This is a genomic window from Aeromonas sp. A600620 (assembly GCF_029479985.1).
GTDB lineage: Bacteria > Pseudomonadota > Gammaproteobacteria > Enterobacterales > Aeromonadaceae > Aeromonas > Aeromonas veronii_A.
The window spans coordinates 1-24,155 of the sequence record NZ_JAAKXB010000017.1 but is presented as its reverse complement, the minus strand read 5'-3'; the positions used below and the strand labels follow the sequence as shown (position 1 = coordinate 24,155).

The window sequence follows — 24,155 nt, the reverse complement described above, 5'->3', positions numbered from 1 at the left end:
GTTACGGCAGGCGGCCGTTTTGCTGGCGCCAGAGGGACGGAGTGAGCCCGGTCTCACTCAGGAAGCGCTCGCTGAAGGCCCCCTGATTCTGGTAACCGCAGCGGCTGGCAATCTCGCCAACGGGCAGTTGCGTACCGGCAAGCAGGGTTCGCGCCAGCGCCATGCGCCGACTGCGAATGTAGTGGGAGACGCTCACCCCCAGCTGCTGGCGAAAGGCGAGCTTGAACTGGCTCTGGCCAAGGCAGGCGATGGCGGCGAGTTGTTGATTGGTCAGCGGGGCGGCGAGGTTGGCCTCGATATGGCGCTGCACCTTGAGGATGCGGGCGGCAAGACGCGGGGTGGCAGTGCTCTGCATCCCCTGCCCTTCAGCCAGCAGGGAGAGCCACACCTGCTCCATGCCCGCCACCTGCCGCCCTTCGGCCACCATGCGGTGCAGAAAAGCGAGGTAGTGACGCTGGGGCTCATCCAGCTCGATAAAGGGGTGAGCTGCCAGATCTCCGGGCAGCCAGTCGCTCTCCTGCACCAAAAACGAAAGCGCAGGATCGGCGGCGTAGTCGTGTCGCTCGCCGGGGGCGATGACGCAGGCAGAACCGGGGGCAAGCCTGCGCCCCCGGCCCTGCACCTCGATCTCGAGGGGGCCATCGAGGGGGATCACCAGTTGGGCAAAGTCGTGGCTATGGCTGCAGACGTGGTGATGATAGTGGCGCAGGCTGAAGCGGGACATGGCAGATAGCAATGACGCGGCCAGGGCCGCGTCATTGGGGGTTATTCCTTGTCGAAATCTTCGATCTCTTTGCCCAGCGCTTCCATGATGGCGCGCGCTTCGGCCGGGACACTGTCCGGTTGATCCTTGCGCAAGTCTTCGTCGCAAGGGAGCGGCTGGCCGGTGAAAGCGTGCAGGAAGGCCTCACAGAGCAGCTCGCTGTTGGTCGCATGACGCAGGTTGTTCACCTGACGGCGGGTGCGCTCATCGGTCAACACTTTCAACACCTTGAGCGGGATCGAGACGGTAATCTTCTTGACCTGTTCGCTCTTCTTACCGTGTTCCGCGTAGGGGCTGACGTAGTCGCCGTTCCACTCTGTTCCCATGACTCACCTGTTCTCATTTAGCCGTGAGCGCGGATTTTAACCCTTAAGGAAATTAATGGCAATCCAACAGCAAAGCCATTTAGACGTCTGGAAGTGTTGACGGCTTTTTTAAGCTGGCGTAGTGTGGTTGACCATGAGCCCGCAATGGCGGGATGGCGCGTGGCAGCAAGATGCCGGCGTGTAAAGAGACATCAAGGAGAGTGATATGACCCACAAGGCCACCCTAGCGGTTCGCACCGGGATTGAGACAGACCAGCAACACGGTGCCGTGGTGCCCCCCATCTACCTCTCCAGCAACTACACCTTTGCCGACTTTGGCGAGCCCCGTCAATACGATTATGCCCGCTCCGGCAATCCGACCCGCACCAATCTGGCGAACGCGCTGGCGGCGCTGGAAGGGGGCGCTGGCGCCGTGGTCACCGGCACCGGCATGGGCGCCGTCCATCTGGTCACCACAGCACTGCTCAAGGCTGGGGATCTGCTTATTGCCCCTCACGACTGTTACGGCGGCACCTGGCGCCTGTTCGAGTATCTGGCGGCCAAGGGCCACTACCGGGTGCAGTTTGTCGATCAGGGGGATGAGGCCGCACTGGCCGCCGCGCTGGCGCAAAAACCTGCGCTGGTATGGGTCGAAACCCCCTCCAACCCGCTGCTGCGGGTGGTGGATATCAGCGCCATCGCCAGCGCCGCCCACGAGGTGGGTGCACAGGTAGTGGTGGACAACACCTTCCTCTCCCCCCTGCTGCAACAGCCGCTCGCACTTGGTGCCGATGTGGTGGTGCACTCCACCACCAAGTACATCAACGGTCACTCAGACGTGGTGGGCGGGGTGGCGATTGCCAAGGAGGCCGCACTGGCCGAGTCGCTGGTGTGGTGGGCCAACTGTCTGGGGCTCACCTCCGGGGCATTCGATTCCTACCTCACCCTGCGCGGCCTGCGCACTCTGGCCCCCAGATTGCGCACCCATCAGGAGAACACCGATCGCATCCTCGCCTTCCTGCAACAGCAGCCGCTGGTGAAACGCATCTATCACCCCAGCCTGCCGAGCCATCCGGGCCACGATATTGCGCGCCGTCAACAGTCCGGCTTCGGCGCCATGCTAAGTTTTGAACTCGATTGCAGCGAGGCAGGCATTCGCGCCTTCCTCGCGGCCCTCGCCCTCTTCTCGGTGGCCGAGTCTCTCGGCGGAGTGGAGAGTCTGGTGGCCCATCCGGCCAGCATGACTCACAGGGCCATGACCCCGGTCGCGCAGCAGGCAGCAGGTATCAGCGCCCAGCTGCTGCGGTTGTCGGTCGGTATTGAACACGGTGAAGATCTGGTGGCCGATCTGGCACAGGCTTTTGCACAGGCGCAGCAGGCAGAACAGGTAGCGAAGTAATGGAACAGCAGCAACAAGGAGAGATCGCGGTGGCAACAGAAGCAGGCTTGAAGCGACGTCACGTCCACAAATTCGGTGGCAGCAGTCTGGCGGATCCGGTCTGTTATCGCCGGGTCGCCAGCATCGTTGAACAACAGGTGGGTGGGGATGAACTGATCGTAGTCTCCGCCGCCGGCAAGACCACCAACCGCCTGATCCAGCTGGTGGAGCTGGCCGAAGCAGGTGATGAAGCCGCTGGTGAAGCTATCTCCGCCCTTCACGCCTATCAGCAGGGGCTGATCGACGGCCTGCTGGAAGGTGAACTGCAGCTCGATCTGAGCAAGCAGCTGGCCGACGACATGCAGCTGATCGCCAAGACGCTTGAGGGGCAGTTTGACCGCTTCGCCCGCAACGGCCTGCTCGCCTTTGGCGAGGTGTGGTCGGCGCGCCTGCTGGCTGCCCTGCTCACCAGCCGCGGCGACAAGGCTATCTGGCTCGATGCCCGCAGCTTCCTGCGTGCCGAGGATGGTGCTCTGGTCAAGGTGGATACCGCCCTCTCCAGTGAACTGCTCAAGGCGCGGCTGGCGGAGCATGCCGGTCGCATCGTGGTAACCGGCTTTATCGCCGCCGACATGGAGGGGCGCTCCCTGCTGCTCGGTCGCAATGGATCCGACTACAGCGCCAGCCTGTTGGCACTGCTGGCGGACGGCGAATCCACCACCATCTGGAGCGACGTGGCCGGGGTCTACAGCGCCGACCCGCGTCGGGTGAAAGAAGCGCGTCTGCTGGAACGCCTGAGCCTCGCGGAAGCCAACGAGCTGGCCCGTCTTGGCTCCTCGGTGCTGCACTCGCGCACCCTGCAACCTGTGGCCGACAGCCGCCAGCGCCTCACTTTGCGCTGCAGCTACAACCCGGATGAGGGCTGCACCCATATCCTGCGCCGCGCCCCCCGCTCCGGCGGCGCCCGCATCGTCTCCTCGGTGGATCAGATCGCCCTAATCGAGCTGAAGGTGCTGCCGCAGACCAACTATGAGCAGACGGTGGCCACCATCGAGGCCCATCTGGCCCGTCACCGCCTCAACCCGCTCACCCTGCAGCGCCAGCCGGATCGCCGGATCCTGCGCCTCGCCTACACCCTCGAGGTGGCACAAGGCGCCTTCGAGCTGCTGCGCGACTTCCAACTGCAAGGGAACTTCACCGGCCTCATCCAGAAAGAGGGGTACAGTCTGGTGGCGCTGGTCGGCGCCGGTGTCACCGACAACGCGGAGCAGTGTCACCGCTTCTATCAGCTGCTGGCAGATCAACCGCTGGAGTTCGTACAGGTGGCCCGAGATGGCCTGAGTCTGGTGGCGGTGCTGCGCCAAGTGGTGCTGGAACCGCTGCTCATCGCCCTGCACAGCGCCCTCTTCAGCCGCCCGACCCGGGTTGGACTGGTGGTGTTCGGCAAGGGCAATATCGGCGGCCACTGGCTCAGCCTCTATGCCCGCGAAAAGGCACGGCTGGAACATGAACTCAATCTGGCGCTCACCCTCTACGGGGTGTTCAGCTCGGAAGGGGGCCTGCTGGATGAAGAGGGACTCAACCCCCTCAAGGTACAGGACAACTTCAATCCCAAACCGCTGATCTGGCCGGAGTTGCTCTCCCAGCTTGAGCAGCACGGCTTCGATGCGCTGATTGCGCTGGACATGACCGCCAGCGAAACGGTGAGCCGCTACTATCCGGATTTTGCCCAGCTCGGCATTCACATCATCGCCGCCAACAAGTTTGCCGGTGCCGCCGACAGCGAGTTCTACCAGCGCATCAAGCAGACCTGTCGCGACCATCAGGTACAGTGGCGCTACAACGCCACCGTGGGTGCCGGGTTGCCAATCCAGTCCAGCATCCAGATGCTGCGCCAGAGCGGCGACCGCATTCAGGGGGTCTCCGGCATCTTCTCCGGCACCCTCTCCTGGCTGTTCCAGCAGTATGACGGCACTCGCCCCTTCTCCGAGCTGGTGGACGAGGCGTGGCAGCACGGTCTGACCGAGCCGGATCCCCGCGAAGATCTCTCCGGTCAGGATGTGCGGCGCAAGCTGCTTATTCTGGCGCGGGAAGCGGGCTTCGAGCTCGACTCCGCCGATATCGAGCTGGAGAATCTGGTGCCCGTTACGCTGCGCAAGGTGACCACCGATCAGTTTATGGACAGACTGAAAGAGCTGGATGGCCCGATCCAGACCGCCTTCGAAGGGGCCAAGCGCCTCGGCAAGGTACTGCGCTACGTGGCCCGCTTCGAGCATGACGGCAAGGCGCGGGTCGGACTGGAGGCGCTGGAGCCCCACCACCCGTTCGCCAACCTCTTGCCGTGCGACAACATCTTCGCCATCGAGAGCGACAGCTACCGCACCAACCCGCTGGTGATCCAGGGGCCGGGGGCGGGTCGGGAAGTGACCGCCGCCGCTATCCAGTACGATCTGTGGCAGATCTGCGCCAGCCTCTAAGGCAGATTGCAAAGGGAGCAGCACCTCAGCTCCCGCGCACAATAAAAAAAGCCCGAGTCGATGACTCGGGCTTTTTGCTGAATGCCGCTTCGATTAGGAGAAGCAGGCCTGCAGCACGTAGAAGATGGCGATAGCCAGAATGGCACCTGCAGGCAGGGTGATGATCCAGGAGACCACGATGTTGCGCAGTACCCCCAGATTCAGCGCCGCAATACCGCGCGCCAGACCGACACCCATCACAGCACCGACCAGGGTCTGGGTGGTGGAGATGGGCAGACCGGTACCGGAGGCAATCACCACGGTCGCGGCAGTCGCCAGCTGGGCAGCAAAACCACGGCTCGGGGTCAGGTGAGTGATGCCGGTACCGACCGTCGCCATCACCTTCTCGCCCATAGTCGCCAGACCGATCACGATACCGATACCGCCGAGGGGTAGGATCCACCAGGCAATGGCTGCCTGACTGGAAATCTCGCCACCGGAAGCCACGATCGAGGCCACCGCAGAGAGCGGGCCAATGGCGTTGGCCACATCGTTGGAGCCGTGGGCAAAGGCCATGGCACAGGCAGTGATCACCATCAGGATGCCGAACACCTTCTCCACGTTGGCGAAGTGCATCTTGCAGTCATCCTGCGGGTTGTACTTCTGGCCGCGAATGTAGATCCAGCCGGCAAACGCCACTGCGATGGAGATGGCAATCGAAAGCAGAATGCCCTCGCCATCGCTCAGGTGCAGACCGACGTGGGTCAGCCCCTTCTTGATGGTCACCAGACAGATCACCAGCGCAGTCAGGAACATGTAGAACGGCACATAGCGCTTGGCGTTGTTCAGGGGATCATCGGTGTTGAAGATAAGCTTCTGCACGCTGATGAACATGAAGTAGGCGATGACACCGGAGATGGCCGGGGTGATGACCCAGGAGCCGACGATGCCGCCAAACTTGCTCCACTGCACCGCTTCCGGGCCAATGCTCACCACAGCGAAACCGACGATGGCGCCGATGATGGAGTGAGTGGTCGAGACAGGCCAGCCGAAGTAGGAGGCGAGGATCAACCAGGCGCCTGCCGCCAGCAGGGAGGCGATCATGCCGAGCACCAGCAGATCCGGGCTATCGACAAACGCATTGCTGTCGATGATGCCGTTACGGATGGTGGCCGTCACTTCGCCACCGGCCAGATAGGCACCGGCAAATTCGAAGATCATGGCAATGATGATCGCCTGACGAATGGTCAGGGATTTGGTGCCGACCGATGTGCCCATGGCATTGGCCACGTCATTCGCGCCAATGCCCCAAGCCATCAAAAAGCCGAACAAGGCCGCCACGAGCACCAGAGTGGTGCCGTAATTCGCGATAATGTCCATTAGTAGTGTTTACCCAGTCAGTCGATTACGAACGAGCCAGCATCAGTTCCAGACGGGCGCCTACGCGCTCAGCCTGATCTGCCAGGTCACCTACCCATTCGAGGATCTTGTAAAGGAACATCACATCGATCGGATTGTAATTGTGCTCAACCGCTTGCAGCTGTTGGCGCAGTCCGATCTGCATGGTGTCTGTATCGTCCTCGATCAGATCCAGCTGGTGGATCATCTCGGCAACCATTTCCACTTCCCGTCCTTTGAAGCCGGTCTCGAGCAGCTCGTCGAGCTCCCCGATCGCTTTCTCGGCCTGAGCGGTCGCATCAATACAACGTTTGAGGTAAGCCATGAAATCCGTCCGCATTTCAGCGGGGAACTCCATGCGACGGCCAAGCATGCGGCCGGAGATATCCTTGGCACGGTTGGCAATCTTGTCTTGCTGGGTCAACAGCTCCAGCAGGTCGGTACGTGCAACCGGCAGGAACAGGCCGCGAGGCAGTTTCAGACGGATTTCACGCTTGAGGGTATCTGCCTCTTTTTCCAGCTGGGCGATCTGCTGCCGGATCTTCTCGGCATCTTCCCAACGGTCTTCGGCAACGGCGTCAAAGAAAGGAACCAACTGCTGGGAGCACTGGTGAACCTTGACGATATGCTTCTGCAGCGGCTTGATGGGGGACTTGGCAAAAAGCCCCAAAATAGTATTTACTGGCATGGCCAAACCTGTGTCGGTGAAAAAACACTCGATACGATTTTATGAGGCGCGCATGGTAACCGAACTGCGCCCTCAATTAAACCGCGAATTAATCTAGTCGTCTCGCGGGCATTATATCCCCGCGACCCGAATCCTGCCCCCCAAAGTTGTCTGCCAGCCCGGAATGACTATGCAAACTGAGATCGAGATAAAGTTTTTTGTCGCCCGCGACATTCAAGCCGAGTTATCCAACCTGCTGAATTCTCTTGAGATTAAAGAATCGTCACAACAGCAGCTAGGCAACGTCTATTTCGATACGCCGACCCAGGCTCTACGCCAACTGGATATGGGGTTGCGCATTCGCCGCTGCGACGCCTTCGCCGAACAGACCATCAAATGCCGCGGCCAGGTGGTGGGCGGCCTGCACGCCAGACCCGAGTACAACGCTCCCGTGAGCGGCGATCTGCCGACCCTCTCGGCCTTTCCCGATGAGATTTGGCCAACCCTGAGCGAGCGCGACCACATTCAGCAGCAGCTGGTCGCCCAGTTTCGCACCGACTTCCTGCGCCGCCACTGGCTGATCGCCTTCGAGGGGGCCGAGATTGAGCTGGCCTGGGATCAGGGAGAGATCGTCGGCAGTCAAGGCAGCACCACCATCAACGAGCTGGAACTGGAGCTCAAATCAGGCGCTACCGCGGCGCTGTTTGCACTGGCCCAACGCCTCGCCGGGATCGGCGGGCTGCGCCTTGGCGCCCAATCCAAGGCCCAGCGCGGCTATCGACTGGCTGGTCTTGGCAAACCGCTGGCCCTGCAGGCGCTGGTCGAACATGAAGGTATGGATGGCACAACGGGGGTAAGCGAGGGGCTGGGTCACTGGCAGCACCACGAGCAGCTCTGGCTGGAGCATCCTCAGGATAAAGGCATTCAACAGCAGGCACTCGCGGCCCTGTGCCAGGGGATCGATCTGGTCGCCCGCACTGCGGCCGCGCTGCCACAACCCGCACCTTGGCTGCCAGCTCTGACCAGCCTGCACGCCCATCTGCAAGCCCAATCGGACGAGCAAAACGAGTGGCCTGCCGAACTGGCCGATCTCTTCCTCTATCCGGCGTATGTCGAGTTGCAGCTGGCCATCGCCGCCTGGCTGCATCACGCAGCCTGAGTGGTGCGATGTCGTAAATAAAGGCCAGAAACAAAAGCCAAAAACAAAACGGGTGAGCCTTGGCTCACCCGTTTTGCATTACAGCAGGTTGAGCTGCTGCATGGCGCTGCGAATGCGCTCGCGAGTCGCCTCCGACAGCGGCATCACCGGCAGGCGACACTCCTCGCTGCAGAAACCGAGCAGGGAAGCGGCATATTTGGCACCGGCCGGGCTCGGCTCGGCAAACATCGCCTGATGAAGCGGAATCAGCTGGTCTTGCAGTTCACGCGCTTCTTGCCACTTGCCGGCCAGCGTGAGGTTCTGCACCTCGGCCACCAGCTTGGGGGCCACGTTGGCGGTCACAGAGATACAGCCCTGACCACCGCCGATGTTGTAGGCCACAGCCGTGGCATCTTCACCGGATAGCCAGGCGAAAGGCTTTTTGATCAGCTGGCGTTCGGTCCAGGGGCGCGCCAGATCGCCAGTGGCGTCTTTCACCCCGGCAATACGCGGCAGTTCCGCCAGACGGGCCAGGGTCGCGGGTTGCACGTCAACGATGGCGCGCGGCGGGATGTTGTAGACGATGATCGGCTTGGCGGTGGCATCGTGTACCGCCTTGAAGTGGTGGTAGAGCCCCTCCTGATTGGGACGGTTGTAGTAACCGGCTACATGCAGAGTGGCATCAGCCCCCACCCGCTCGGCATGGAGGGTGTACTCGATGGCTTCGACCGGATTGTTGGAGCCCGCTCCGGCAATCACCGGAATGCGACCAGCGACCTGTTTGACCACCAGCTCCACCACCCGGCAGTGCTCGTCATGGGTCAGGGTCGGGCTTTCACCCGTGGTGCCCACCGGCACAATGCCGTGAGTACCCTGCTCGATATGCCACTCAACCAGACGCAGCAGCGCCTCTTCATCCAGCTTTCCCTGTCGAAACGGGGTGATCAACGCAACGATTGAACCTTGAAACATGGGATCTCCTTCTCCTAAATGACGCGCATATGGCAATAAAAAACCCCGGTACGATGTGCGCAACCGGGGTTTGAAGCTTCTCAGGGATGAGAGGTTACGCGCGAACGTCGGCAGGCCCGAATTTCAGGCTTTTTTTGTGCTTTCGTTTCAACCCGTTGAACCGCATTTCGTCATCTCTGGTCAAAAAATGGTGTCTGGGCATATTTCGGGAACACGGCATAAATGTCAAGGCGAAAGGGGCTATGTATAATGGCCGCCCAAAATTGCGTGGAGAGACCCGATGAGCAGCCCAATCAGTGCCGTCAGCCAGATGCTGGAACGAAACCAAGCCCTCTTTGTCGGCAAGCGGCTACTTGTCTGTGGCGCGCTGGAGGATGACTACCCCCGCCAGCTGGTGAGCCTGGCCCGGACCCTGACCGTCTTTACCACCGATTACTGCTACTACCGCAGCCAGCAGGCCGCCCTCGGCGAGGCTATCCTGTTCGACCACCAGCTCGGCGGCGCCCCGCGCTTCGATGCCCTGTTACTGCTGATGCCCAAGGCCAAGGCCGAGGCACAATATCTGCTGGCCATGATGACCCCCTTGCTGGAAGCGGGTGCCGACCTGTTCCTCGCCGGTGAAAACCGCGGCGGCATCAATGGCGCCGACAAGCTACTGGTCCCCTATGGCGAAAAGCCGATCAAGCGCGATTCGGCCCGCCGCTGCTCCCTCTATCATGGTGAGCTCTGCAAACCGGTCGCCCCGTTCGATCTGGATAGCTGGTTTGGCCGCTATCAGTGCAAGGCCGGTGATACCGAACTGACCGTGCTGGCGCTGCCCGGCGTCTTCAGCGCCGCCGAGCTGGATCTCGGCACCCAGATGCTGCTGGCCGCCGTACCGCCGATGAAGGGCGAACTGCTCGATTTTGGCTGCGGCGCCGGGGTGATTGGGTCCGTGCTGGCCAAGCGCAATCCGGATCTGCAGGTCAACATGGTGGATATCAGCGCGCTGGCGCTCGAATCGAGCCGCCGCACCCTGGCGATCAACGGTCTGAAGGGCAAGGTCACCGCTTCCGATGTCTATTCGGATGTCTCCACCCGTTTCCAGCACATCGTCTCCAACCCGCCATTCCATGCGGGTCTCAAAACCTTCTATGCGGCGACCGAGCAGTTCCTGGCCAAGGCGCCGGAATTTTTGCTGCCAAATGGTTCGCTGACCATTGTTGCCAACGCCTTCTTGCGCTACCAGCCTATACTGGAGACACACTTCAAACGGACTGAAGTGATCAGCAGTGATGCCAAATTCAAGGTCTATCTGAGCAAAATGTAAATAAGTGTAAGCAGCACAATAAAACAGCTAGAGAGCGCCATCCGGCATCTGATAAGGTATTAAGCACACGATAAAAACCACCCCTTTAGGGGTGTTTTTATACCGAACATTGAAAACCTTTTCATGTTGTTAATTCAGGGAGAGAAATACGATGGCAGGCATTTTGACCATGATCCTGGCTGGTGGCGAAGGTACTCGCCTGCAGCCTCTGACCACCACCCGCAGCAAGCCTTCCGTCCCCTTCGGTGGCAGCTACCGGCTAATCGACTTTGTCCTCAACAACTTCGTCAACGCCGACTTTCTGCGCATCTATGTACTGACCCAATTCAAATCCCAGTCCCTTTACCTGCACATGAAGAAGGGGTGGAATATCGTCGGCATCACCGACCGCTTTATCGATCCCATCCCGGCCCAGATGCGGATGGGCAAACGCTGGTATGACGGCACCGCTGACGCCATTTATCAGAACCTCGGCTTTATCGAGCGGGCCGAACCGGATCACGTCTGCATCTTCGGCTCCGACCACATCTACAAGATGGATGTGAGCCAGATGGTCACCTTCCACAAGCAGAAGAACGCCGCCATGACGGTCGCGGCCCTGCGCATGCCCATCGAAGAGGCGAGCGCCTTCGGGGTGATCGAGGTGGATACCGAAGGGCGGATGATCGGCTTTCAGGAAAAGCCGAAGCAGCCCAAGCACATTCCCGGCGATCCGACCCAGGCGCTGGTCTCCATGGGCAACTACATCTTCGAGACCGATGCCCTCTGCCGCGAGTTGAAGCGGGATGCCGCCGAGGAGAACTCCAGCCACGACTTTGGCAAGGATGTGATCCCGAGCCTCTACCCGCGTGCCCCCGTCTATGTCTATGACTACAGCACCAACGTCATCCCCGGCGAGAAACCGCACGTCTACTGGCGGGATGTGGGCACCCTCGACTCGTATTGGCAAGCGCACATGGACCTGGTGGCCGACAATCCTCCCTTCTCCCTCTATAACCGCAAGTGGCCCCTACACACCCACTATCCAGCGCTGCCACCGGCCACCTTCATCGACAGCGACGAGTGCAAGGTGAAGATCGCCAACTCGCTGATCTCCGCCGGTTGCTTCATTCAGGGCAGCCAGATCCAGCGATCCATCCTCGGTTTCCGCTGCAATATCGGCGCGTGCAGCCATATCAGTGAGTCCGTGCTGCTGGGGGATGTGAAGATTGGTGAAGGCTGCTCCATCCGGCGCGCGATCATTGATAAAAATGTTGAAATTGCACCCGGCACCGTTATCGGTGAAAATCTCGACCACGATAGAGAGCGATTTACCGTATCCGAAGGCGGTATCGTGGTGGTACCTAAGGGAGCAAGAGTTGGCTATTAACCCACTGAAAATCCTGTTTGTTGCCTCGGAGGTTGAGGGGCTGGTCAAGACCGGGGGCCTGGCCGATGTCGCCAGAGCCCTGCCGATGTACCTGGCCCAGAAGGGGCATGATGTCAGGATCATGCTCCCCTTCTACAAGACGATAAAGCGACGGGATGAGGCCAGACTGGTCGCTTCTCGCTGGTTGCCAACCCATCCGGGACTGCCGGATATCGGTTATCGCATCTACCAGATGGAGCTGGATGGCGTCTGCGTCTATCTGCTCGATTGCCCGCAATATTTCGATCGTCCCCAGCTCTACGCCGAGAACAATCAGGCCTATCCGGATAATGGCGAGCGCTTTGCCTTCTTCTCTGCCGCGGCCCTCCATGCCTGCGAGCAGCTTGGCTTTGCCCCGGATATCGCCCACTGCAATGACTGGCACACCGGCCTGCTGCCACTGCTGCTAAAAACCCGCCACGCCCACAACCCCTTCTTCCAGCAGACCCGCAGCGTGATCAGCATTCACAATGCGGCGTTTCAGGGGGTGTTTGGCCGCGAGCAGTTCTGGGCCATGCCCGAGATCGCCGACTACGAACGCCGCATCAACTACGACTACGGCCACGTCAATCTGCTCAAATGCGGGGTGCTCTACGCCGACAAGATCAATGCGGTCAGCCCCAACTATGCCCAGGAGCTGCTGACTCACCTCGGCGCCCACGGCATGGCGCATATCTTCCAGCAACGGGCCGCGGATCTCTGTGGCATCCTCAACGGCTGCGATTACAAGGACTGGGATCCGGAGTTCGACGAATTCCTGCCTGCGACCTACAGCATCGACAACATGGCTGGCAAACAGATCTGCAAAGAGAGCCTGCAACAGGAGGCGGGGCTGGCCGTGGCGGACTTGCCCATCTACGGCATGGTTTGCCGCCTGACCGAGCAGAAGGGCGTTCCCCTGCTGCTCCCTGCGCTGGAGAAATTCCTCCACCATCAGGTACAAGTGGTGATCGTCGGCTCTGGCGATCCTGCGCTCGCCACGCAACTGCAAACCATGGCCCGGGATTATCCGGGCAAGCTCGCCTTCATCAACACCTATGACGATCGACTGGCTCATCTGGTCGAAGCCGGTGCCGACTTCTTCCTGATGCCCTCGCTGTTCGAGCCTTGCGGCCTCAACCAGATGTACAGTCTCGCCTATGGCACCCTGCCACTGGTGCGCGCCGTGGGTGGTCTGAAAGATACCGTGGTGGATTGGGATGCCGATACCGAGCATGCCACCGGCTTCTGCTTTAACGATCCGACTGCCGCCATCCTGCTCGATACCATGCGCCGCAGCCTGCTCTATTTCCTGCAGGACAAAGAGCGTTTTGCCAAGGTACAGCGCAATGCCATGAGCACCCGCTTCAACTGGCCTGACTCGGTCACCCAGTATGAACGGATGTATCAGAGCGCATTGGGCCGTTACTGAATGCCAAACGTCAGCTGATTGCTGAAGTTTTGTACCCTTGGCGCCACTTTGGGCGTCAACAGCGAAAAAAGTCCCCTTTGGCTGTTGACGCTCCCCCAAAACTCTATAGAATCCCCCTCCGCAGTGATGCGAAGGTGGCGGAATTGGTAGACGCGCTAGCTTCAGGTGTTAGTGTCCCACGGATGTGAGGGTTCGAGTCCCTCTCTTCGCACCAATACTGCCATGCTGATTCAGCAGCATGTAAATCCAACTAGAAAACCCGAATGTGCGAAGGTGGCGGAATTGGTAGACGCGCTAGCTTCAGGTGTTAGTGCCCCCCGGGTGTGAGGGTTCGAGTCCCTCTCTTCGCACCATGATTCTGACATGTAAACACAGAGCAATGCGCTCCAACCGCATTTAAAAACCAGCTGGAGAAAATCAGTGTGCGAAGGTGGCGGAATTGGTAGACGCGCTAGCTTCAGGTGTTAGTGTCCCACGGATGTGAGGGTTCGAGTCCCTCTCTTCGCACCATTCATTACGCAAAAGGCCCATCACGAAAGTGATGGGCCTTTTGTTTTTACTCCTTGTTATGGCTATGCTTTTGACGACTGCCCGCTCATCGTCATGCCAAGGAACGCATATGATACTGGATACCGACATTCACAACTTTTACGAACATCTGGTGCTCAAGGAGATTGAGAAACAGGGGCTGCAGCAAAAACTCAACAGCGATCAGATGGCCGACCTCTGCTGCCTCACCCTCAACCAGCTTCCGGCCCACTATATTCGACACAATGTCGACATGATCTACTTCCTGACCGACGCCAAGCGCACCGAAATGGAAAAGCTGGTGGTCGAATCGCTCAAGGTGGCACAGCAGAAGATCAAGCAGGCTCCCGTCAAAAGCTCATAACCAGGGCTGCTGCCAGAGCAGGGTAACGATACCGGTCAACCCGGCCACTGGCAGCAAGATCAAGGCGGGCCGCAATCCGGGCTCCAGCATCACCCAGGCAGCCAGCAGAAAACCGGCACTCCAGGTGCCGTACTCTTTATCCTGACCCCATGCGAGTACGGCCACCGCCACCAGCAACATCATCCCCCGCAATATCCAGCGCATTGTTTTCTCCCCAATCAACAATTGATAATAATTATCATCTTCATCTGATGGGGATGCAAGTGGCGTCACAGGCAAGCTTCGTATGTGCCCCTTTGTGTCAACAGGCCGCTCAAAAACGGGTTATGAGATCAACTAATTTGTGATTTTTTCAATCAAATGTGCATTTTTGCCAATTTGATGGGGCTTTAACCCGCCGGGTTTGTGGTAGATTGCGGCCTCTTTTTGGGTTGCCTCCTCGGGATCGATGTATCCACAGGACGAGAGGGAGTGACCTTGGCGAGCAAGAGTTTAGGAAGTATCTATGCAAAACCAACAAAACCACATCCGACTACCGGGCATGGCACAGGTGTTTGCCTGTCTGGCCATTTTCCTGGCCCTGGCATTCTCGTTCACCAGCGTGCTCGATCTGCCGATCCAGCTGGCGTTGTTCATCGCCTGGTTCGTCATTATGGGGCTTGGCATCAAACTCGGCCACGATTACAAATCCCTGGAACAGGCAGCCGTTGACGGCGTTGCCAAGGGAATGGGGGCCATCCTGATCTTGGTCTCCGTCGGTGCTCTGGTCGGCACCTGGATTGCCGGTGGCATAGTCCCCAGCATCATCTACTTCGGCCTCAAGGTGATTCACCCGTCCATCTTCCTGCTGGCGACCCTGATCATCTGCTCCCTGACCTCGCTGGCCACCGGCACCTCCTGGGGCTCTGCCGCCACCGCCGGTATCGCCATGATGGGGATCGGCCACAGCCTCGGCGTGCCTGCGCCGCTGGTAGCCGGTGCCGTGCTCTCCGGCGTCTATTTTGGTGACAAGCTCTCTCCGCTCTCCGACTCAGTAGTGCTGGCTTCGACCATGTCCAACGTCGACGTGGTGGAGCATATCAAGGGGATGCTGCCTATCAGCCTGCTCTCCTATGTCATCACCGCCGTGCTGTTCACCGTGGTGGGCATGCAGTATTCGGGTAATGTCAGCCTGGAGCAGGTCAATCTGGTGATGGAGGCTCTCGACAACCAGTTCAACATCACCCCGCTGGCCATAGTCCCCGTGGTGCTGGTGCTGGGTCTGCTGGCCAACCGCAAGCCCGCCTTCCCGGTGATCAGCTTCGGCGCCCTGCTGGGCCTGATCTGGGCCATCGCCTTCCAGGGCATGGATCCGGTCAAAGCGATGCACTCAGCTTATAGTCCGTTTGCCATCACCTCCGGCATCGATTTTATCGACAACATTCTCGGTCGCGGCGGCATGGAGTCCATGCTGGGCTCGGTCGCGGTCATCATCTTCGGTCTCGGGTTTGGCGGCCTGCTGGAGAAGGTTGGCATTCTGGAAGTGATCGCCAGCGCCTTCGAGAAGCGCATCAATAGCGTCGGCAGCCTGACCAGCCACACCATCGGCACCGCGTTTCTGGCCAACGTGTTCGGCTCAGCCATGTATGTGTCGCTGATCCTGACCCCCAAGATCATGGCCAAGAACTACGACCGACTGGGACTGGCGCGCAAGAACCTCTCTCGCAACGCCGAGTTTGGCGGCACCCTCACCTGCGGCATGGTGCCCTGGAGCGACAATGGCATCTTCATGGCCGGGGTACTGGGAGTGGCCACCCTCGACTACCTCCCCTACATGTGGCTGAGCTTCACCTGCATCATTGTGACCATCACCCTCGCCTACATGGGCAAGGCGGTGAACCGGATCCCGCTGGTCGCGGCGGCAAGCTCCCGCTAAGCCATCCTGCAAACAACAAAGGCGCCATCAAGGCGCCTTTGTTGTTTCAGAGAAATGCTGTTTGATGGAGCACACTGATCACCACAAACAAAAACAGCCCTCGTTGCCGAGAGCCGTTTCATCAGACCGATACGCCGATCAGATGGAGAAGCTGGAGCCACAGCCACAGGTCGTGGTGGCATTGGGGTTGGTCACGGTAAAGCGTGAACCTTCCAGACCCTCGGTGTAATCCACACTGCCGCCTACCAGATATTGCAGGCTCATGGGATCGATCACCATGGTGACGCCATTCTTCTCGACTACGGTGTCCCCGTCGTTGATCTTCTCATCAAAGGTAAAGCCATACTGGAAACCGGAGCAGCCCCCACCCGTGATGTATACCCGCAGCTTCAGCTCGGGATTCTCTTCCTCGGTGATCAGGTTCTTCACCTTGTTGGCCGCCGCATCCGTCATCTGGATGGGCAGCGGGGCTTCTGCTACTGCACTCATTACTGACCTCACAACCATTAGATCCACAAACATGGAAACCGCGAAATTATCCAATACCCGACCATTCAGTTCAAGTATTCACCACGTTTAACCGGCCGCGGGAACCGGAGCAGGCGGTGTGGCGACCAGCGGCTTGATCACCTCGCCCCACTCAACCAGCAGCTCTTGCGCTGGTTGCCTGCCATCCTTGTTGATGGTGACACGGATCCGATCCGGCACAAAGCCTTCCGGCAACTGCCAATTCCCTTCCAGCAGCTGGAAATAACGCAGGGCATAACGCCACTCGCTCACCTTCATTCCGAGATCGCGACCGGTCAGCGTCTTCGGCTTATCAGCCAGGCTCCCCTCAACCCGGATCTGCACCTGACCACGAAACAGCTCCCGCTTTTTGGCGGGCTGGGTCAGGGCGAGACGATAGTGGTAGCGACCGGGAATGCTGGTCTCCTGCAAGGTCAGGTTATCGATCACCACCCCCACCTGTTCGCCGGTGGGGCGCATGATCCGCTCGAAAAAGGCCAGCTGGCGCTTGAGCTCCTGCACCTGCGCCTCCTGACTCTTCAAGGTGGTCTGCAACTGCTCGAAGGCCGCTTTTTGGGTCGCCAGCCGGGTATCTTTCACCCCCAATTCGGTCTTGAGCTGGCCGATGGCCTTGCCCTGACGATCCAGCGTCTCCTGCTGCACCACCAACAGGCTGCTCTGGGCCAGCTCCTGGCGGTTACCGACAAAGTAACCGATGAGCCCGCCAACGGCTAACACGACCAATAACTTCAATAGATTGGACATAGCCCCTCATCCCGTTATCACGCCATTTACGGCAGCGCCTCTCCCTTCACTATACCGCCCGGACCGGGGTCACTGGCGATAAAGGGAAAAATTAACTGGCCGTGGCGCTGCCATCACCCCGCTTTTGACGCGCGGCGAGCCGTAAAGTTCGCTCTAGGATCTGGGAATAGATCGGTCGGCCACCCAGCCACTGGGCAACCAGAGTCGCACCGACTGTGGTGATCATCATCGGCAGGATCAGCTGATAGTTGTCGGTCATCTCGGTGACCAGCACGATGCCCGTGATGGGAGCACGCACTGTGGCAGCAAACAGCGCCCCCATTCCGGCGATGGCAAAGGCGCCGGGCTCGATGCCAAGCTCCGGAAACGCCGCATGAAACAGATGGCCGAACACCACGCCAAACAGAGTGCCCAACGCCAGGGTCGGCGCAAACACCCCGCCCGGGGCACCGGAACAGAAGCAGATGAGGGTCGCGACCAGCCGCACCGAGAAGATGAGGAACAGGCTCGCCATCGCATACTCATCCCCCATCAGATGGGGAATAAGCTCGGTGCCGCCCCCCGTCACCGAGGGGGCAAACAGCGACAGCACCCCAAAGGTCCCGGCGACCAGCATGCCGATGGCCACGAAACGGTGGCGCTTGTTCTGATGCAACGCCAGATAGCCATCCTGACAGGCCAGCACCAACTTGTTGAAGACAAAACCGAGCACCCCGAAAGTGGCCCCCATAAAGAGGAACAGCCAGAGCGCCTTGAGGGCTGGCGCATCGTAGTGGGGCAAGGTGATCACCGCTCCCTGCCCTTTCATGTTCTGCAACATCAAGGTCGCCATGATGGCGGAGATCCCCACCGCCTTGATGGCCAGAAAGGAGTAGCGGAATTGCGGTCGCATCTCCTCCATCACGAACAGGATGCCCGCCAGCGGCGCATTGAAGGCAGCAGCCAGACCGCCCGCCGCACCGGCGGCCAACAGGGCATGGCCATGTTCCTTGGGCAGCCGGAAGATATCCGCCACCATCTTGCCGAGGTTGCCGCCGATCTGTACCGAAGGTCCCTCCCGCCCCAGCACCATACCGGAGCTCAGGGTGCAGATGCCACCGAAGAACTTGACCGGCAACACCCGCCACCACCGCACCGGGCGCAGATCATCCATCGCCCCCTCGATCTCGGGAATGCCGGAACCGCCCGCTTCCGGGGCAAAGGTATGAGTGAGGAAGTAGCCGACAAATCCCAGCAAGGCGCTGAAGCCAAAGCCGAGCAGACCGAGCTGCCACCAGGGACGGTCGGCCAGCAAGGCAATGCGTTGCTCTGCCAGCCAGTGGACTCCCGATTCGAACAGGCCGCACACCAGTCCGGCCAGGGTGCCGACCAGCGCCGCCAGCAACAGAACCAGCAAGGGCATCTTGTCTTGCCGGATAATGCGGGAAAGCGGCCCCCGCGCAGAGGTATCGGCTTCAGAGGAGAGAGCTTGTTGCGCCATCTTGTTACACCAACTTGGAAAAACCATATCGTCAGCTAGCTGAGATCAGGATCACCCGGCGCGTTGCTCGGCTGCCCAGGGCTGGGGCTTTCTGCTATAGTCGGCCCGTTAAATTTTTGTCACGGGAGCAGACCGAGAGTCCGGGTGGCGAGAGCGCAAAGCATACTCCTGATGCTCCGACCTGCCGAGTCTCAATCGGCTGCAATCCCTTGTGTGACGACCAAAATCCCATTAAGGATGATCCATGTCAAAATCAGATCAGCTGTTTGAACAGGCCCGCCAGACCATTCCGGGTGGCGTCAACTCACCGGTACGCGCCTTCAATGGGGTCGGCGGCACGCCCCGCTTCATCGATCACGCCGATGGCGCCTACCTCTATGATGTGGATGGTCAGGCCTATGTGGATTACATCGGCTCCTGGGGCCCCATGCTGCTGGGTCACAACCACCCCGCCATCAAAGCCGCCGTCATCAAGGCCGTTGAGAAGGGGCTGAGCTACGGTGCGCCGACCGAGATCGAAGTGCTGATGGCCGAGAAAGTCCGCCAGATCGTCCCCTCCATGGAGCAGGTTCGGATGGTCAACTCCGGCACCGAAGCCACCATGAGCGCCATCCGTCTGGCCCGCGGCTACACCGGCCGCGACAAGATCGTCAAATTCGAGGGCTGCTACCACGGCCACGCCGACTCCCTGCTGGTCAAGGCCGGTTCCGGCGCCCTGACCCTGGGTCAACCGAACAGCCCGGGCGTTCCGGCCGATTTCGCCAAGCACACCCTGACCTGCGTCTTCAACGATCTGGATTCGGTGCGTGAAGCCTTCACCCAGTACGGCAGCGAAATTGCCTGTATCATCGTCGAGCCGGTCGCAGGCAACATGAACTGCATCCCGCCGGTCCCCGGCTTCCTGGAAGGGCTGCGCGCCATCTGTGACGAGTTCGGTGCCCTGCTGATCCTGGACGAGGTGATGACCGGCTTCCGCGTCTCCCTGCGCGGTGCTCAGGGTCACTACAACATCGACCCGGATCTCACCACCCTCGGCAAGATCATCGGTGCCGGCATGCCTGTGGGCGCCTTCGGCGGCAAGAAGAAGGTGATGCAACACATCGCACCGACCGGCCCTGTCTATCAGGCGGGTACTCTCTCCGGTAACCCGGTGGCCATGGCAGCCGGTCTGACCATGCTGGATCTGCTGCTGGAGCCGGGTCTCTATGAGCAGCTGAGCGCCAAGACCGCGCGGGTTGCAGAAGGGCTGAAAGCGGCCGCCACCAAACACGGCATCCCGCTCGCCATCAACTATGTGGGCGGCATGTTCGGCTTCTTCTTCACCGACGAGCCCGAAATCACCCGCTACGAGCAGGTCACTCGCTGCGATATGGAACGCTTCAAGCGCTTCTACCATCTGATGCTGGAAGAGGGTGTCTATCTGGCGCCGAGCGCCTACGAGGCGGGCTTCCTGTCACTGGCTCACGGCGACAAGGAGATCGAACATACCCTGGCTGCCGCCGAGCGCAGCTTCGCCAAGCTGGCTGGCTAAATCGCCACTGGTTGTCGCAAAGGGCCCGTCACGGGCCCTTTTCTATTACAGAGACTCCATCACCACACAGGGCGGCAATACGCCCATTTCTGGTGCATTACCCCCTCATCATCCACCGATTTGTCATCCTCTGGTGCAACTTGCCCCGCCATCCCTGTCATAAAGCAGGCCCACTATTTGCACATTCACCACAAGAGCCCACGTCACCGAGGTCCATATGGCAGAGATGAGCCCCATCGATGTGCTGCGGCGCTATCAGGAGTATCAGGAGGAGTTGACCCCGCTACTGCAGGGGCTGCTCAGCGCCCCCCTTGTCTCGCTCAAGGGGTATCCCTTTGTGGTCAGCATTGACCACTATCAGGGGCCGATGTGCATCCAGCCTGCGGCACCGGCCGCCCATAACCGGTTGCACCTCATCGTGCAGGGGCAAGGACGGGAGATCACCGTCTGTCTGAATCAGCTGATTGGCTGGTTGATGGGAGACAGGGAGCGCCGCCGCGCCATGCCCTGGTTCAAGGCGGTCTATGTGGTGCTCAGCATGGCGCTGTTTTTGATCGTCGCCACCCTGATCTGGCACGGGCTGGAGCAGCTCTACCAGCTATTGTGCGGCGAGCAGCAGAACCAGCTCGGCGCCTTTAGCGCCATCATCTTCCTGACGCTGGCACTGGCGGTGTTCGATCTGGGCAAGACCATTCTGGAAGAGGAGGTACTGCTGCATAAGGATATCTTCCGCCACAGCGCCATTCGCCGCACCATCACCCGCTTTATCGCTGCCATTCTGATCGCGGTCTCCATCGAGGGGCTGTTGCTGCTGTTCAAAGGCTCGCTCGGCCAGAACGAGCTGCTCTGGCCAGCGGTCGGAGTGATGGGGTGTGCGGTGGGTTTGCTGCTGGCGCTTGGCCTCTATGTTTTTCTGGGGGCCAAGGCCGAAGCGGCACTGGTACAGGCTAGCCTGCGCTCTCCACCGTCAGTTGCACAGGGGAGCGACGCACCGCCCGCCAGGAAGCGTACATGGTCCAGGAGGTATAGATGACGATAAAGGCAACCAACCACTTCAGCATCTCCATATCCATGGATTTGACCAGCATGGCTGCCAGCACCACACCGATGGGGCCGAAGATGGCCACCGCCAGCACGGCTTTGGCATCGAACGCCCCTTTGCGGATAAAGGTGCCTGCGGAGAAGACGCTAAGCACGGCGGTGGAGCCCATCATGATCGGAAACGCCGCCAGCGGGTTCATCCCCAGCAGATAAACCAGCGTCATGCAGGGGGCAAACAGGCCGATACCGACATTCATCAGTACCCCGAAGATGAAATTGCCAAGCAGGGCAATCGCCAACTTGTAGCCGCTGAGCCCCATCGCATCGCCGCCTACAGGGAAAAGCCCCAGCAGACCGGCAAAGATAAGCCCTGCGACGACCAGTAAGGAGATAGCCATCACCAGCCGGATGGTCTGCCGATCAAACGAGGCCACATGGCGAGCGCCCCAGGCCGCGCCAGCTGCGGCGGCCATCATCATGCTGATCAGCGTCAGCGGATCCACCGCGACTGCGCCGACAAAGATCAGCGACTGAGTCACGGTTGGCAGCACGCACTGCCCATTGAGGGTACCCGGCAGCACTCGATCATCGATCAGCTTGAACTGCTTGTAGCAGGCGGTCTTTACCGCAAAGCTACCCACCCCAAGGGTATCGAGAAAGTTGGCAACCCCACCGATCAACGCCACCGGCCAGAAGGGGGTCGCCTCAAAGGATCCACTCTGCTTCTTCCGCCAGCAGGCTTGCACCAGCATAAAGATGAATACGAGGCCTCCGGCTATAAAAACCAGCCGTAAAATATCAACTAACATAGGGGTTTCTCCTGCAACGGGCGGCGATTCTAAGGCAAGCAGCAGAAAAAATCTTGACCGGAATTAAGCAATGCTCACGACACACCTCTGCGAGGCAAAATATTTATCAATAGACTCCGAACGACTCTGCTAATACTTGTTACTGAGGCCAACAGGCCGGGTCCTGAGCACGTTGTTATGGTCCTTTCGCGACGACCACTTGTGCCAAAGGACATAATAAAAAAGAGGGCCGGTAGTGATACCGACCCTCTTTCTGTATCTGGCCGGGGCGCTGGGCCCTCGACCATAACAACTGCTTATTGAATACTCTTGCCGGCACGCACGTCCTTGATAAACCCCTTCAGGCTGGCCAGATCACGGGGGGCACCGCGCAGGATCTGATCACCGATGATGAAGGCCGGGGTACCGGAGATACCGAGCGCTTCAGCCAGCGCACGGTTGGTACCGAGGTTCTGGTCAATGCTGCCATCCTTGATCTTGGCCTCCACCTTGCTCCAGTCTACACCGGCCGCCACAGCCAACTGCTTGACCTGTGCTTCATCAGCGAGCGGGCCCTGATGGCTATAGAGCTTCTCGTGGAACGCCTGGTACTTGTCAGGCTGACCCAGCTGGACCGCCAGCGCAGCACGGGCGGCGAAGTAGGAGGACTCGCTCAGAATGGGGAACTGCTTGTAGATGTAACGGATATCGTTATCTTCCGCCATCAGCTGCTTGACCAGCGGATGGGCCCGCTTGCAGTAACCGCAGTTGTAATCAAAAAACTCCACAATGGTCAGCGACGCCTTCGGATTCCCCATCTCGGGATCCTGATTGGCATAAAGCTGCTTGGAGTGAGCCTTGATCAGCGCCTTGTCACTCTCGGCCTGCTGGCTCTCCTGCTTGGCACGCAGGGCATTGGACATCTCGACCAGGATCTCGGGATTCTTGACCAGATAGTCGCGAACGATTTGCTCGACATCGCTTTTGGTCAGCTCGCTTGCATGTACCGGCGTCGCCAGCAGGGTCACGCCAGCCAGCGCGCAAAACAGGGCATTTTTAATAGTCATAACGTTATCTTGCAGAGGATATGATAGAGGCCACTATAGTGGTTGAGTCTGTTTTCAAGTCAAGCTATCTGGCCAAAAAAGCGCTTGATGAGCCATGATTGCCACTTTTTCATGTCATTTAGCGCAATTAACCAGCAATCAAACCGGACAGGGATTTACAAGCCGGATCAGCATGGTAATATTCGCCGCACTGTTGCGGAGGGGTGGCAGAGCGGCTGAATGCACCGGTCTTGAAAACCGGCGATGGGCGACCATCCGTGGGTTCAAATCCCACCTCCTCCGCCATTCATACCGAGCCCATGCAACCATGTTGCGTGGGCTTTTTATTTGCCTCCGATTTGTCATTCCTCATAGATCTCAACACATTAGCCTTCTTCAGCGCCCCCATTAATTTTCCCACCTGCAGGCTCAATAGCCACCACAAGATCCCCTACCAACATCTAACCTCTGCGTTCCTGCGGGTATCCCTTCCCAATTCCTTATTATCCCAAACAACAAGGACCCAAAGCAGCAACCACTGCGCCTGCGTGTTAGCACAGCCAACACACTCTCTGGCATAACGTCAGTGGGCGACTAACAAAATCATGGACAAACAGAGGGCTCAAAAAGAAAGACTTCAGCTAACACAGGACGCAGATGCCCAGGAAAGATCGCAAGCAAGAGATCGTAGCGTACGGGCGAGCATAGGATTCGTGGATCATGACTACGCCAGAGCCGCCATACAGAGCGACAGCGGTTCAGTGAAGAAAGAGTACCAAGCGGAACATCAGGCTATTTGTGGAACCAGAAAGCAGCTCCGAGTAACAATAAGAACAGAGGAAAGGAGATAGGGCCGGTAAAAAATCAGGCTACCTTCTGAGTTTCAGGTAATAAAAAACCCCGCTCGATGAGCGGGGTTCTTAAATTGGGTGCCTGGCAGTGTCCTACTCTCGCATGGCGAATGCCACACTACCATCGGCGCTAC

The 24,155-nt window shown here is 59.4% G+C and carries 21 protein-coding genes and 4 tRNA genes; 14 read left to right on the top strand and 11 right to left on the bottom strand.

Annotation, left to right across the window (positions count from 1 at the left end):
• Position 1: 1 nt before the first annotated feature.
• Together G5533_RS17990 and metJ are read right to left on the bottom strand one after the other, a co-directional pair.
• The gene (locus tag G5533_RS17990) at positions 2-724 is read right to left on the bottom strand and encodes a helix-turn-helix domain-containing protein (protein ID WP_441255180.1); all 723 of its coding nucleotides are present in this window, start codon (positions 722-724) and stop codon (positions 2-4) included.
• Between the two features lie 41 nt (positions 725-765).
• Positions 766-1,089 (bottom strand): met regulon transcriptional regulator MetJ, encoded by a 324-nt coding sequence (metJ, locus tag G5533_RS17985; protein ID WP_005340251.1) that lies wholly within the window; start codon positions 1,087-1,089, stop codon positions 766-768.
• 205 nt (positions 1,090-1,294) lie between these two features.
• On the opposite strand from metJ, the gene metB reads away from it, so the two are divergent.
• Positions 1,295-2,467, top strand: coding sequence for a cystathionine gamma-synthase (gene metB, locus G5533_RS17980; protein WP_216952142.1), 1,173 nt, complete (start codon positions 1,295-1,297; stop codon positions 2,465-2,467).
• Positions 2,467-4,923, top strand: a complete 2,457-nt coding sequence (locus tag G5533_RS17975) for a bifunctional aspartate kinase/homoserine dehydrogenase II (protein ID WP_421255271.1) — start codon at positions 2,467-2,469, stop codon at positions 4,921-4,923. Before metB ends, G5533_RS17975 begins: the two co-directional genes overlap by 1 nt.
• A gap of 93 nt (positions 4,924-5,016) precedes the next feature.
• Here G5533_RS17975 and G5533_RS17970 read toward each other — a convergent pair whose 3' ends face one another.
• Positions 5,017-6,282 carry an inorganic phosphate transporter gene (locus G5533_RS17970; RefSeq protein ID WP_441255178.1) on the bottom strand — a complete coding sequence of 422 codons (1,266 nt, stop codon included), beginning with the start codon at positions 6,280-6,282 and terminating at the stop codon, positions 5,017-5,019.
• 25 nt (positions 6,283-6,307) lie between these two features.
• Positions 6,308-6,988: a TIGR00153 family protein gene (locus G5533_RS17965; RefSeq protein ID WP_005340244.1), complete on the bottom strand. Its 681-nt coding sequence runs from the start codon at positions 6,986-6,988 to the stop codon at positions 6,308-6,310.
• Between the two features lie 169 nt (positions 6,989-7,157).
• Here G5533_RS17965 and G5533_RS17960 point away from each other — a divergent pair, with 169 nt between their 5' ends.
• Positions 7,158-8,126, top strand: coding sequence for a CYTH domain-containing protein (locus G5533_RS17960; protein ID WP_421255272.1), 969 nt, complete (start codon positions 7,158-7,160; stop codon positions 8,124-8,126).
• Between the two features lie 78 nt (positions 8,127-8,204).
• Here the strand turns inward: G5533_RS17960 and dapA are convergent, their stop codons facing one another.
• Positions 8,205-9,077: a 4-hydroxy-tetrahydrodipicolinate synthase gene (gene dapA / locus G5533_RS17955; protein WP_005357833.1), complete on the bottom strand. Its 873-nt coding sequence runs from the start codon at positions 9,075-9,077 to the stop codon at positions 8,205-8,207.
• A 280-nt stretch (positions 9,078-9,357) separates the two neighbouring features.
• Between dapA and rsmC the strand changes: the two genes are divergently transcribed.
• From rsmC to G5533_RS17920, 7 genes are all read left to right on the top strand, one after another.
• Complete coding sequence (rsmC, locus tag G5533_RS17950) at positions 9,358-10,386, top strand: 16S rRNA (guanine(1207)-N(2))-methyltransferase RsmC (RefSeq protein ID WP_421209293.1); 1,029 nt, start codon at positions 9,358-9,360, stop codon at positions 10,384-10,386.
• 151 nt (positions 10,387-10,537) lie between these two features.
• Positions 10,538-11,755, top strand: coding sequence for a glucose-1-phosphate adenylyltransferase (gene glgC / locus G5533_RS17945; RefSeq protein WP_005340236.1), 1,218 nt, complete (start codon positions 10,538-10,540; stop codon positions 11,753-11,755).
• A complete protein-coding gene (glgA, locus tag G5533_RS17940) occupies positions 11,745-13,205 on the top strand; it encodes a glycogen synthase GlgA (RefSeq protein WP_421255273.1) in 1,461 nt (486 codons plus the stop codon). The genes glgC and glgA overlap by 11 nt, the downstream gene beginning before the upstream one ends.
• Before the next feature lie 128 nt (positions 13,206-13,333).
• Positions 13,334-13,419 (top strand) — tRNA-Leu (locus tag G5533_RS17935).
• 53 nt (positions 13,420-13,472) lie between these two features.
• Positions 13,473-13,558, top strand: a tRNA-Leu gene (locus G5533_RS17930).
• A 71-nt stretch (positions 13,559-13,629) separates the two neighbouring features.
• Positions 13,630-13,715 (top strand) — tRNA-Leu (locus tag G5533_RS17925).
• Positions 13,716-13,824: 109 nt separating this feature from the next.
• Complete coding sequence (locus tag G5533_RS17920) at positions 13,825-14,097, top strand: late competence development ComFB family protein (protein WP_005343036.1); 273 nt, start codon at positions 13,825-13,827, stop codon at positions 14,095-14,097.
• Here G5533_RS17920 and G5533_RS17915 read toward each other — a convergent pair.
• The gene (locus G5533_RS17915; protein ID WP_005357820.1) at positions 14,092-14,301 is read right to left on the bottom strand and encodes a hypothetical protein; all 210 of its coding nucleotides are present in this window, start codon (positions 14,299-14,301) and stop codon (positions 14,092-14,094) included. The two genes, G5533_RS17920 and G5533_RS17915, sit on opposite strands and share 6 nt — an antisense overlap.
• 301 nt (positions 14,302-14,602) lie before the next feature.
• On the opposite strand from G5533_RS17915, the gene nhaC reads away from it, so the two are divergent.
• Complete coding sequence (gene nhaC, locus G5533_RS17910; RefSeq protein WP_005357819.1) at positions 14,603-16,012, top strand: Na+/H+ antiporter NhaC; 1,410 nt, start codon at positions 14,603-14,605, stop codon at positions 16,010-16,012.
• A gap of 138 nt (positions 16,013-16,150) precedes the next feature.
• On the opposite strand, the gene erpA is transcribed toward nhaC, so the two are convergent.
• The 3 genes from erpA to clcA form a co-directional block, all read right to left on the bottom strand.
• On the bottom strand, positions 16,151-16,501 hold the full coding sequence (gene erpA, locus G5533_RS17905) for an iron-sulfur cluster insertion protein ErpA (RefSeq protein WP_005340225.1): 351 nt from the start codon (positions 16,499-16,501) through the stop codon (positions 16,151-16,153).
• A gap of 87 nt (positions 16,502-16,588) precedes the next feature.
• Positions 16,589-17,284, bottom strand: a complete 696-nt coding sequence (locus G5533_RS17900) for a DUF6776 family protein (RefSeq protein ID WP_201946964.1) — start codon at positions 17,282-17,284, stop codon at positions 16,589-16,591.
• Between the two features lie 91 nt (positions 17,285-17,375).
• Positions 17,376-18,764: a H(+)/Cl(-) exchange transporter ClcA gene (gene clcA, locus G5533_RS17895; RefSeq protein ID WP_421255274.1), complete on the bottom strand. Its 1,389-nt coding sequence runs from the start codon at positions 18,762-18,764 to the stop codon at positions 17,376-17,378.
• Between the two features lie 244 nt (positions 18,765-19,008).
• Here clcA and hemL point away from each other — a divergent pair, with 244 nt between their 5' ends.
• Together hemL and G5533_RS17885 are read left to right on the top strand one after the other, a co-directional pair.
• Entirely contained in the window at positions 19,009-20,295 is a 1,287-nt protein-coding gene (gene hemL, locus G5533_RS17890) for a glutamate-1-semialdehyde 2,1-aminomutase (RefSeq protein ID WP_069554498.1), read from the top strand.
• Positions 20,296-20,512: 217 nt separating this feature from the next.
• Positions 20,513-21,328 (top strand): hypothetical protein, encoded by an 816-nt coding sequence (locus G5533_RS17885; RefSeq protein WP_441255174.1) that lies wholly within the window; start codon positions 20,513-20,515, stop codon positions 21,326-21,328.
• Here G5533_RS17885 and G5533_RS17880 read toward each other — a convergent pair.
• Complete coding sequence (locus G5533_RS17880) at positions 21,243-22,145, bottom strand: TSUP family transporter (protein ID WP_441255172.1); 903 nt, start codon at positions 22,143-22,145, stop codon at positions 21,243-21,245. The genes G5533_RS17885 and G5533_RS17880 overlap by 86 nt on opposite strands.
• A gap of 296 nt (positions 22,146-22,441) precedes the next feature.
• Positions 22,442-23,191, bottom strand: coding sequence for a DsbA family protein (locus G5533_RS17875; RefSeq protein ID WP_441255170.1), 750 nt, complete (start codon positions 23,189-23,191; stop codon positions 22,442-22,444).
• Positions 23,192-23,388: 197 nt separating this feature from the next.
• On the opposite strand from G5533_RS17875, the gene G5533_RS17870 reads away from it, so the two are divergent.
• Positions 23,389-23,476 (top strand) — tRNA-Ser (locus G5533_RS17870).
• Positions 23,477-24,155: the final 679 nt, after the last annotated feature.

Bases quoted from the DNA above. Each gene is read 5' to 3' on its own strand.
- G5533_RS17990 (WP_441255180.1), bottom strand. From the start codon at position 724: ATGTCCCGCTTCAGCCTGCGCCACTATCATCACCACGTCTGCAGCCAT.
- metJ (WP_005340251.1), bottom strand. From the start codon at position 1,089: ATGGGAACAGAGTGGAACGGCGACTACGTCAGCCCCTACGCGGAACAC.
- metB (WP_216952142.1), top strand. From the start codon at position 1,295: ATGACCCACAAGGCCACCCTAGCGGTTCGCACCGGGATTGAGACAGAC.
- G5533_RS17975 (WP_421255271.1), top strand. From the start codon at position 2,467: ATGGAACAGCAGCAACAAGGAGAGATCGCGGTGGCAACAGAAGCAGGC.
- G5533_RS17970 (WP_441255178.1), bottom strand. From the start codon at position 6,282: ATGGACATTATCGCGAATTACGGCACCACTCTGGTGCTCGTGGCGGCC.
- G5533_RS17965 (WP_005340244.1), bottom strand. From the start codon at position 6,988: ATGCCAGTAAATACTATTTTGGGGCTTTTTGCCAAGTCCCCCATCAAG.
- G5533_RS17960 (WP_421255272.1), top strand. From the start codon at position 7,158: ATGCAAACTGAGATCGAGATAAAGTTTTTTGTCGCCCGCGACATTCAA.
- dapA (WP_005357833.1), bottom strand. From the start codon at position 9,077: ATGTTTCAAGGTTCAATCGTTGCGTTGATCACCCCGTTTCGACAGGGA.
- rsmC (WP_421209293.1), top strand. From the start codon at position 9,358: ATGAGCAGCCCAATCAGTGCCGTCAGCCAGATGCTGGAACGAAACCAA.
- glgC (WP_005340236.1), top strand. From the start codon at position 10,538: ATGGCAGGCATTTTGACCATGATCCTGGCTGGTGGCGAAGGTACTCGC.
- G5533_RS17920 (WP_005343036.1), top strand. From the start codon at position 13,825: ATGATACTGGATACCGACATTCACAACTTTTACGAACATCTGGTGCTC.
- G5533_RS17915 (WP_005357820.1), bottom strand. From the start codon at position 14,301: ATGCGCTGGATATTGCGGGGGATGATGTTGCTGGTGGCGGTGGCCGTA.
- nhaC (WP_005357819.1), top strand. From the start codon at position 14,603: ATGCAAAACCAACAAAACCACATCCGACTACCGGGCATGGCACAGGTG.
- erpA (WP_005340225.1), bottom strand. From the start codon at position 16,501: ATGAGTGCAGTAGCAGAAGCCCCGCTGCCCATCCAGATGACGGATGCG.
- G5533_RS17900 (WP_201946964.1), bottom strand. From the start codon at position 17,284: ATGTCCAATCTATTGAAGTTATTGGTCGTGTTAGCCGTTGGCGGGCTC.
- clcA (WP_421255274.1), bottom strand. From the start codon at position 18,764: ATGGCGCAACAAGCTCTCTCCTCTGAAGCCGATACCTCTGCGCGGGGG.
- hemL (WP_069554498.1), top strand. From the start codon at position 19,009: ATGTCAAAATCAGATCAGCTGTTTGAACAGGCCCGCCAGACCATTCCG.
- G5533_RS17885 (WP_441255174.1), top strand. From the start codon at position 20,513: ATGGCAGAGATGAGCCCCATCGATGTGCTGCGGCGCTATCAGGAGTAT.
- G5533_RS17880 (WP_441255172.1), bottom strand. From the start codon at position 22,145: ATGTTAGTTGATATTTTACGGCTGGTTTTTATAGCCGGAGGCCTCGTA.
- G5533_RS17875 (WP_441255170.1), bottom strand. From the start codon at position 23,191: ATGACTATTAAAAATGCCCTGTTTTGCGCGCTGGCTGGCGTGACCCTG.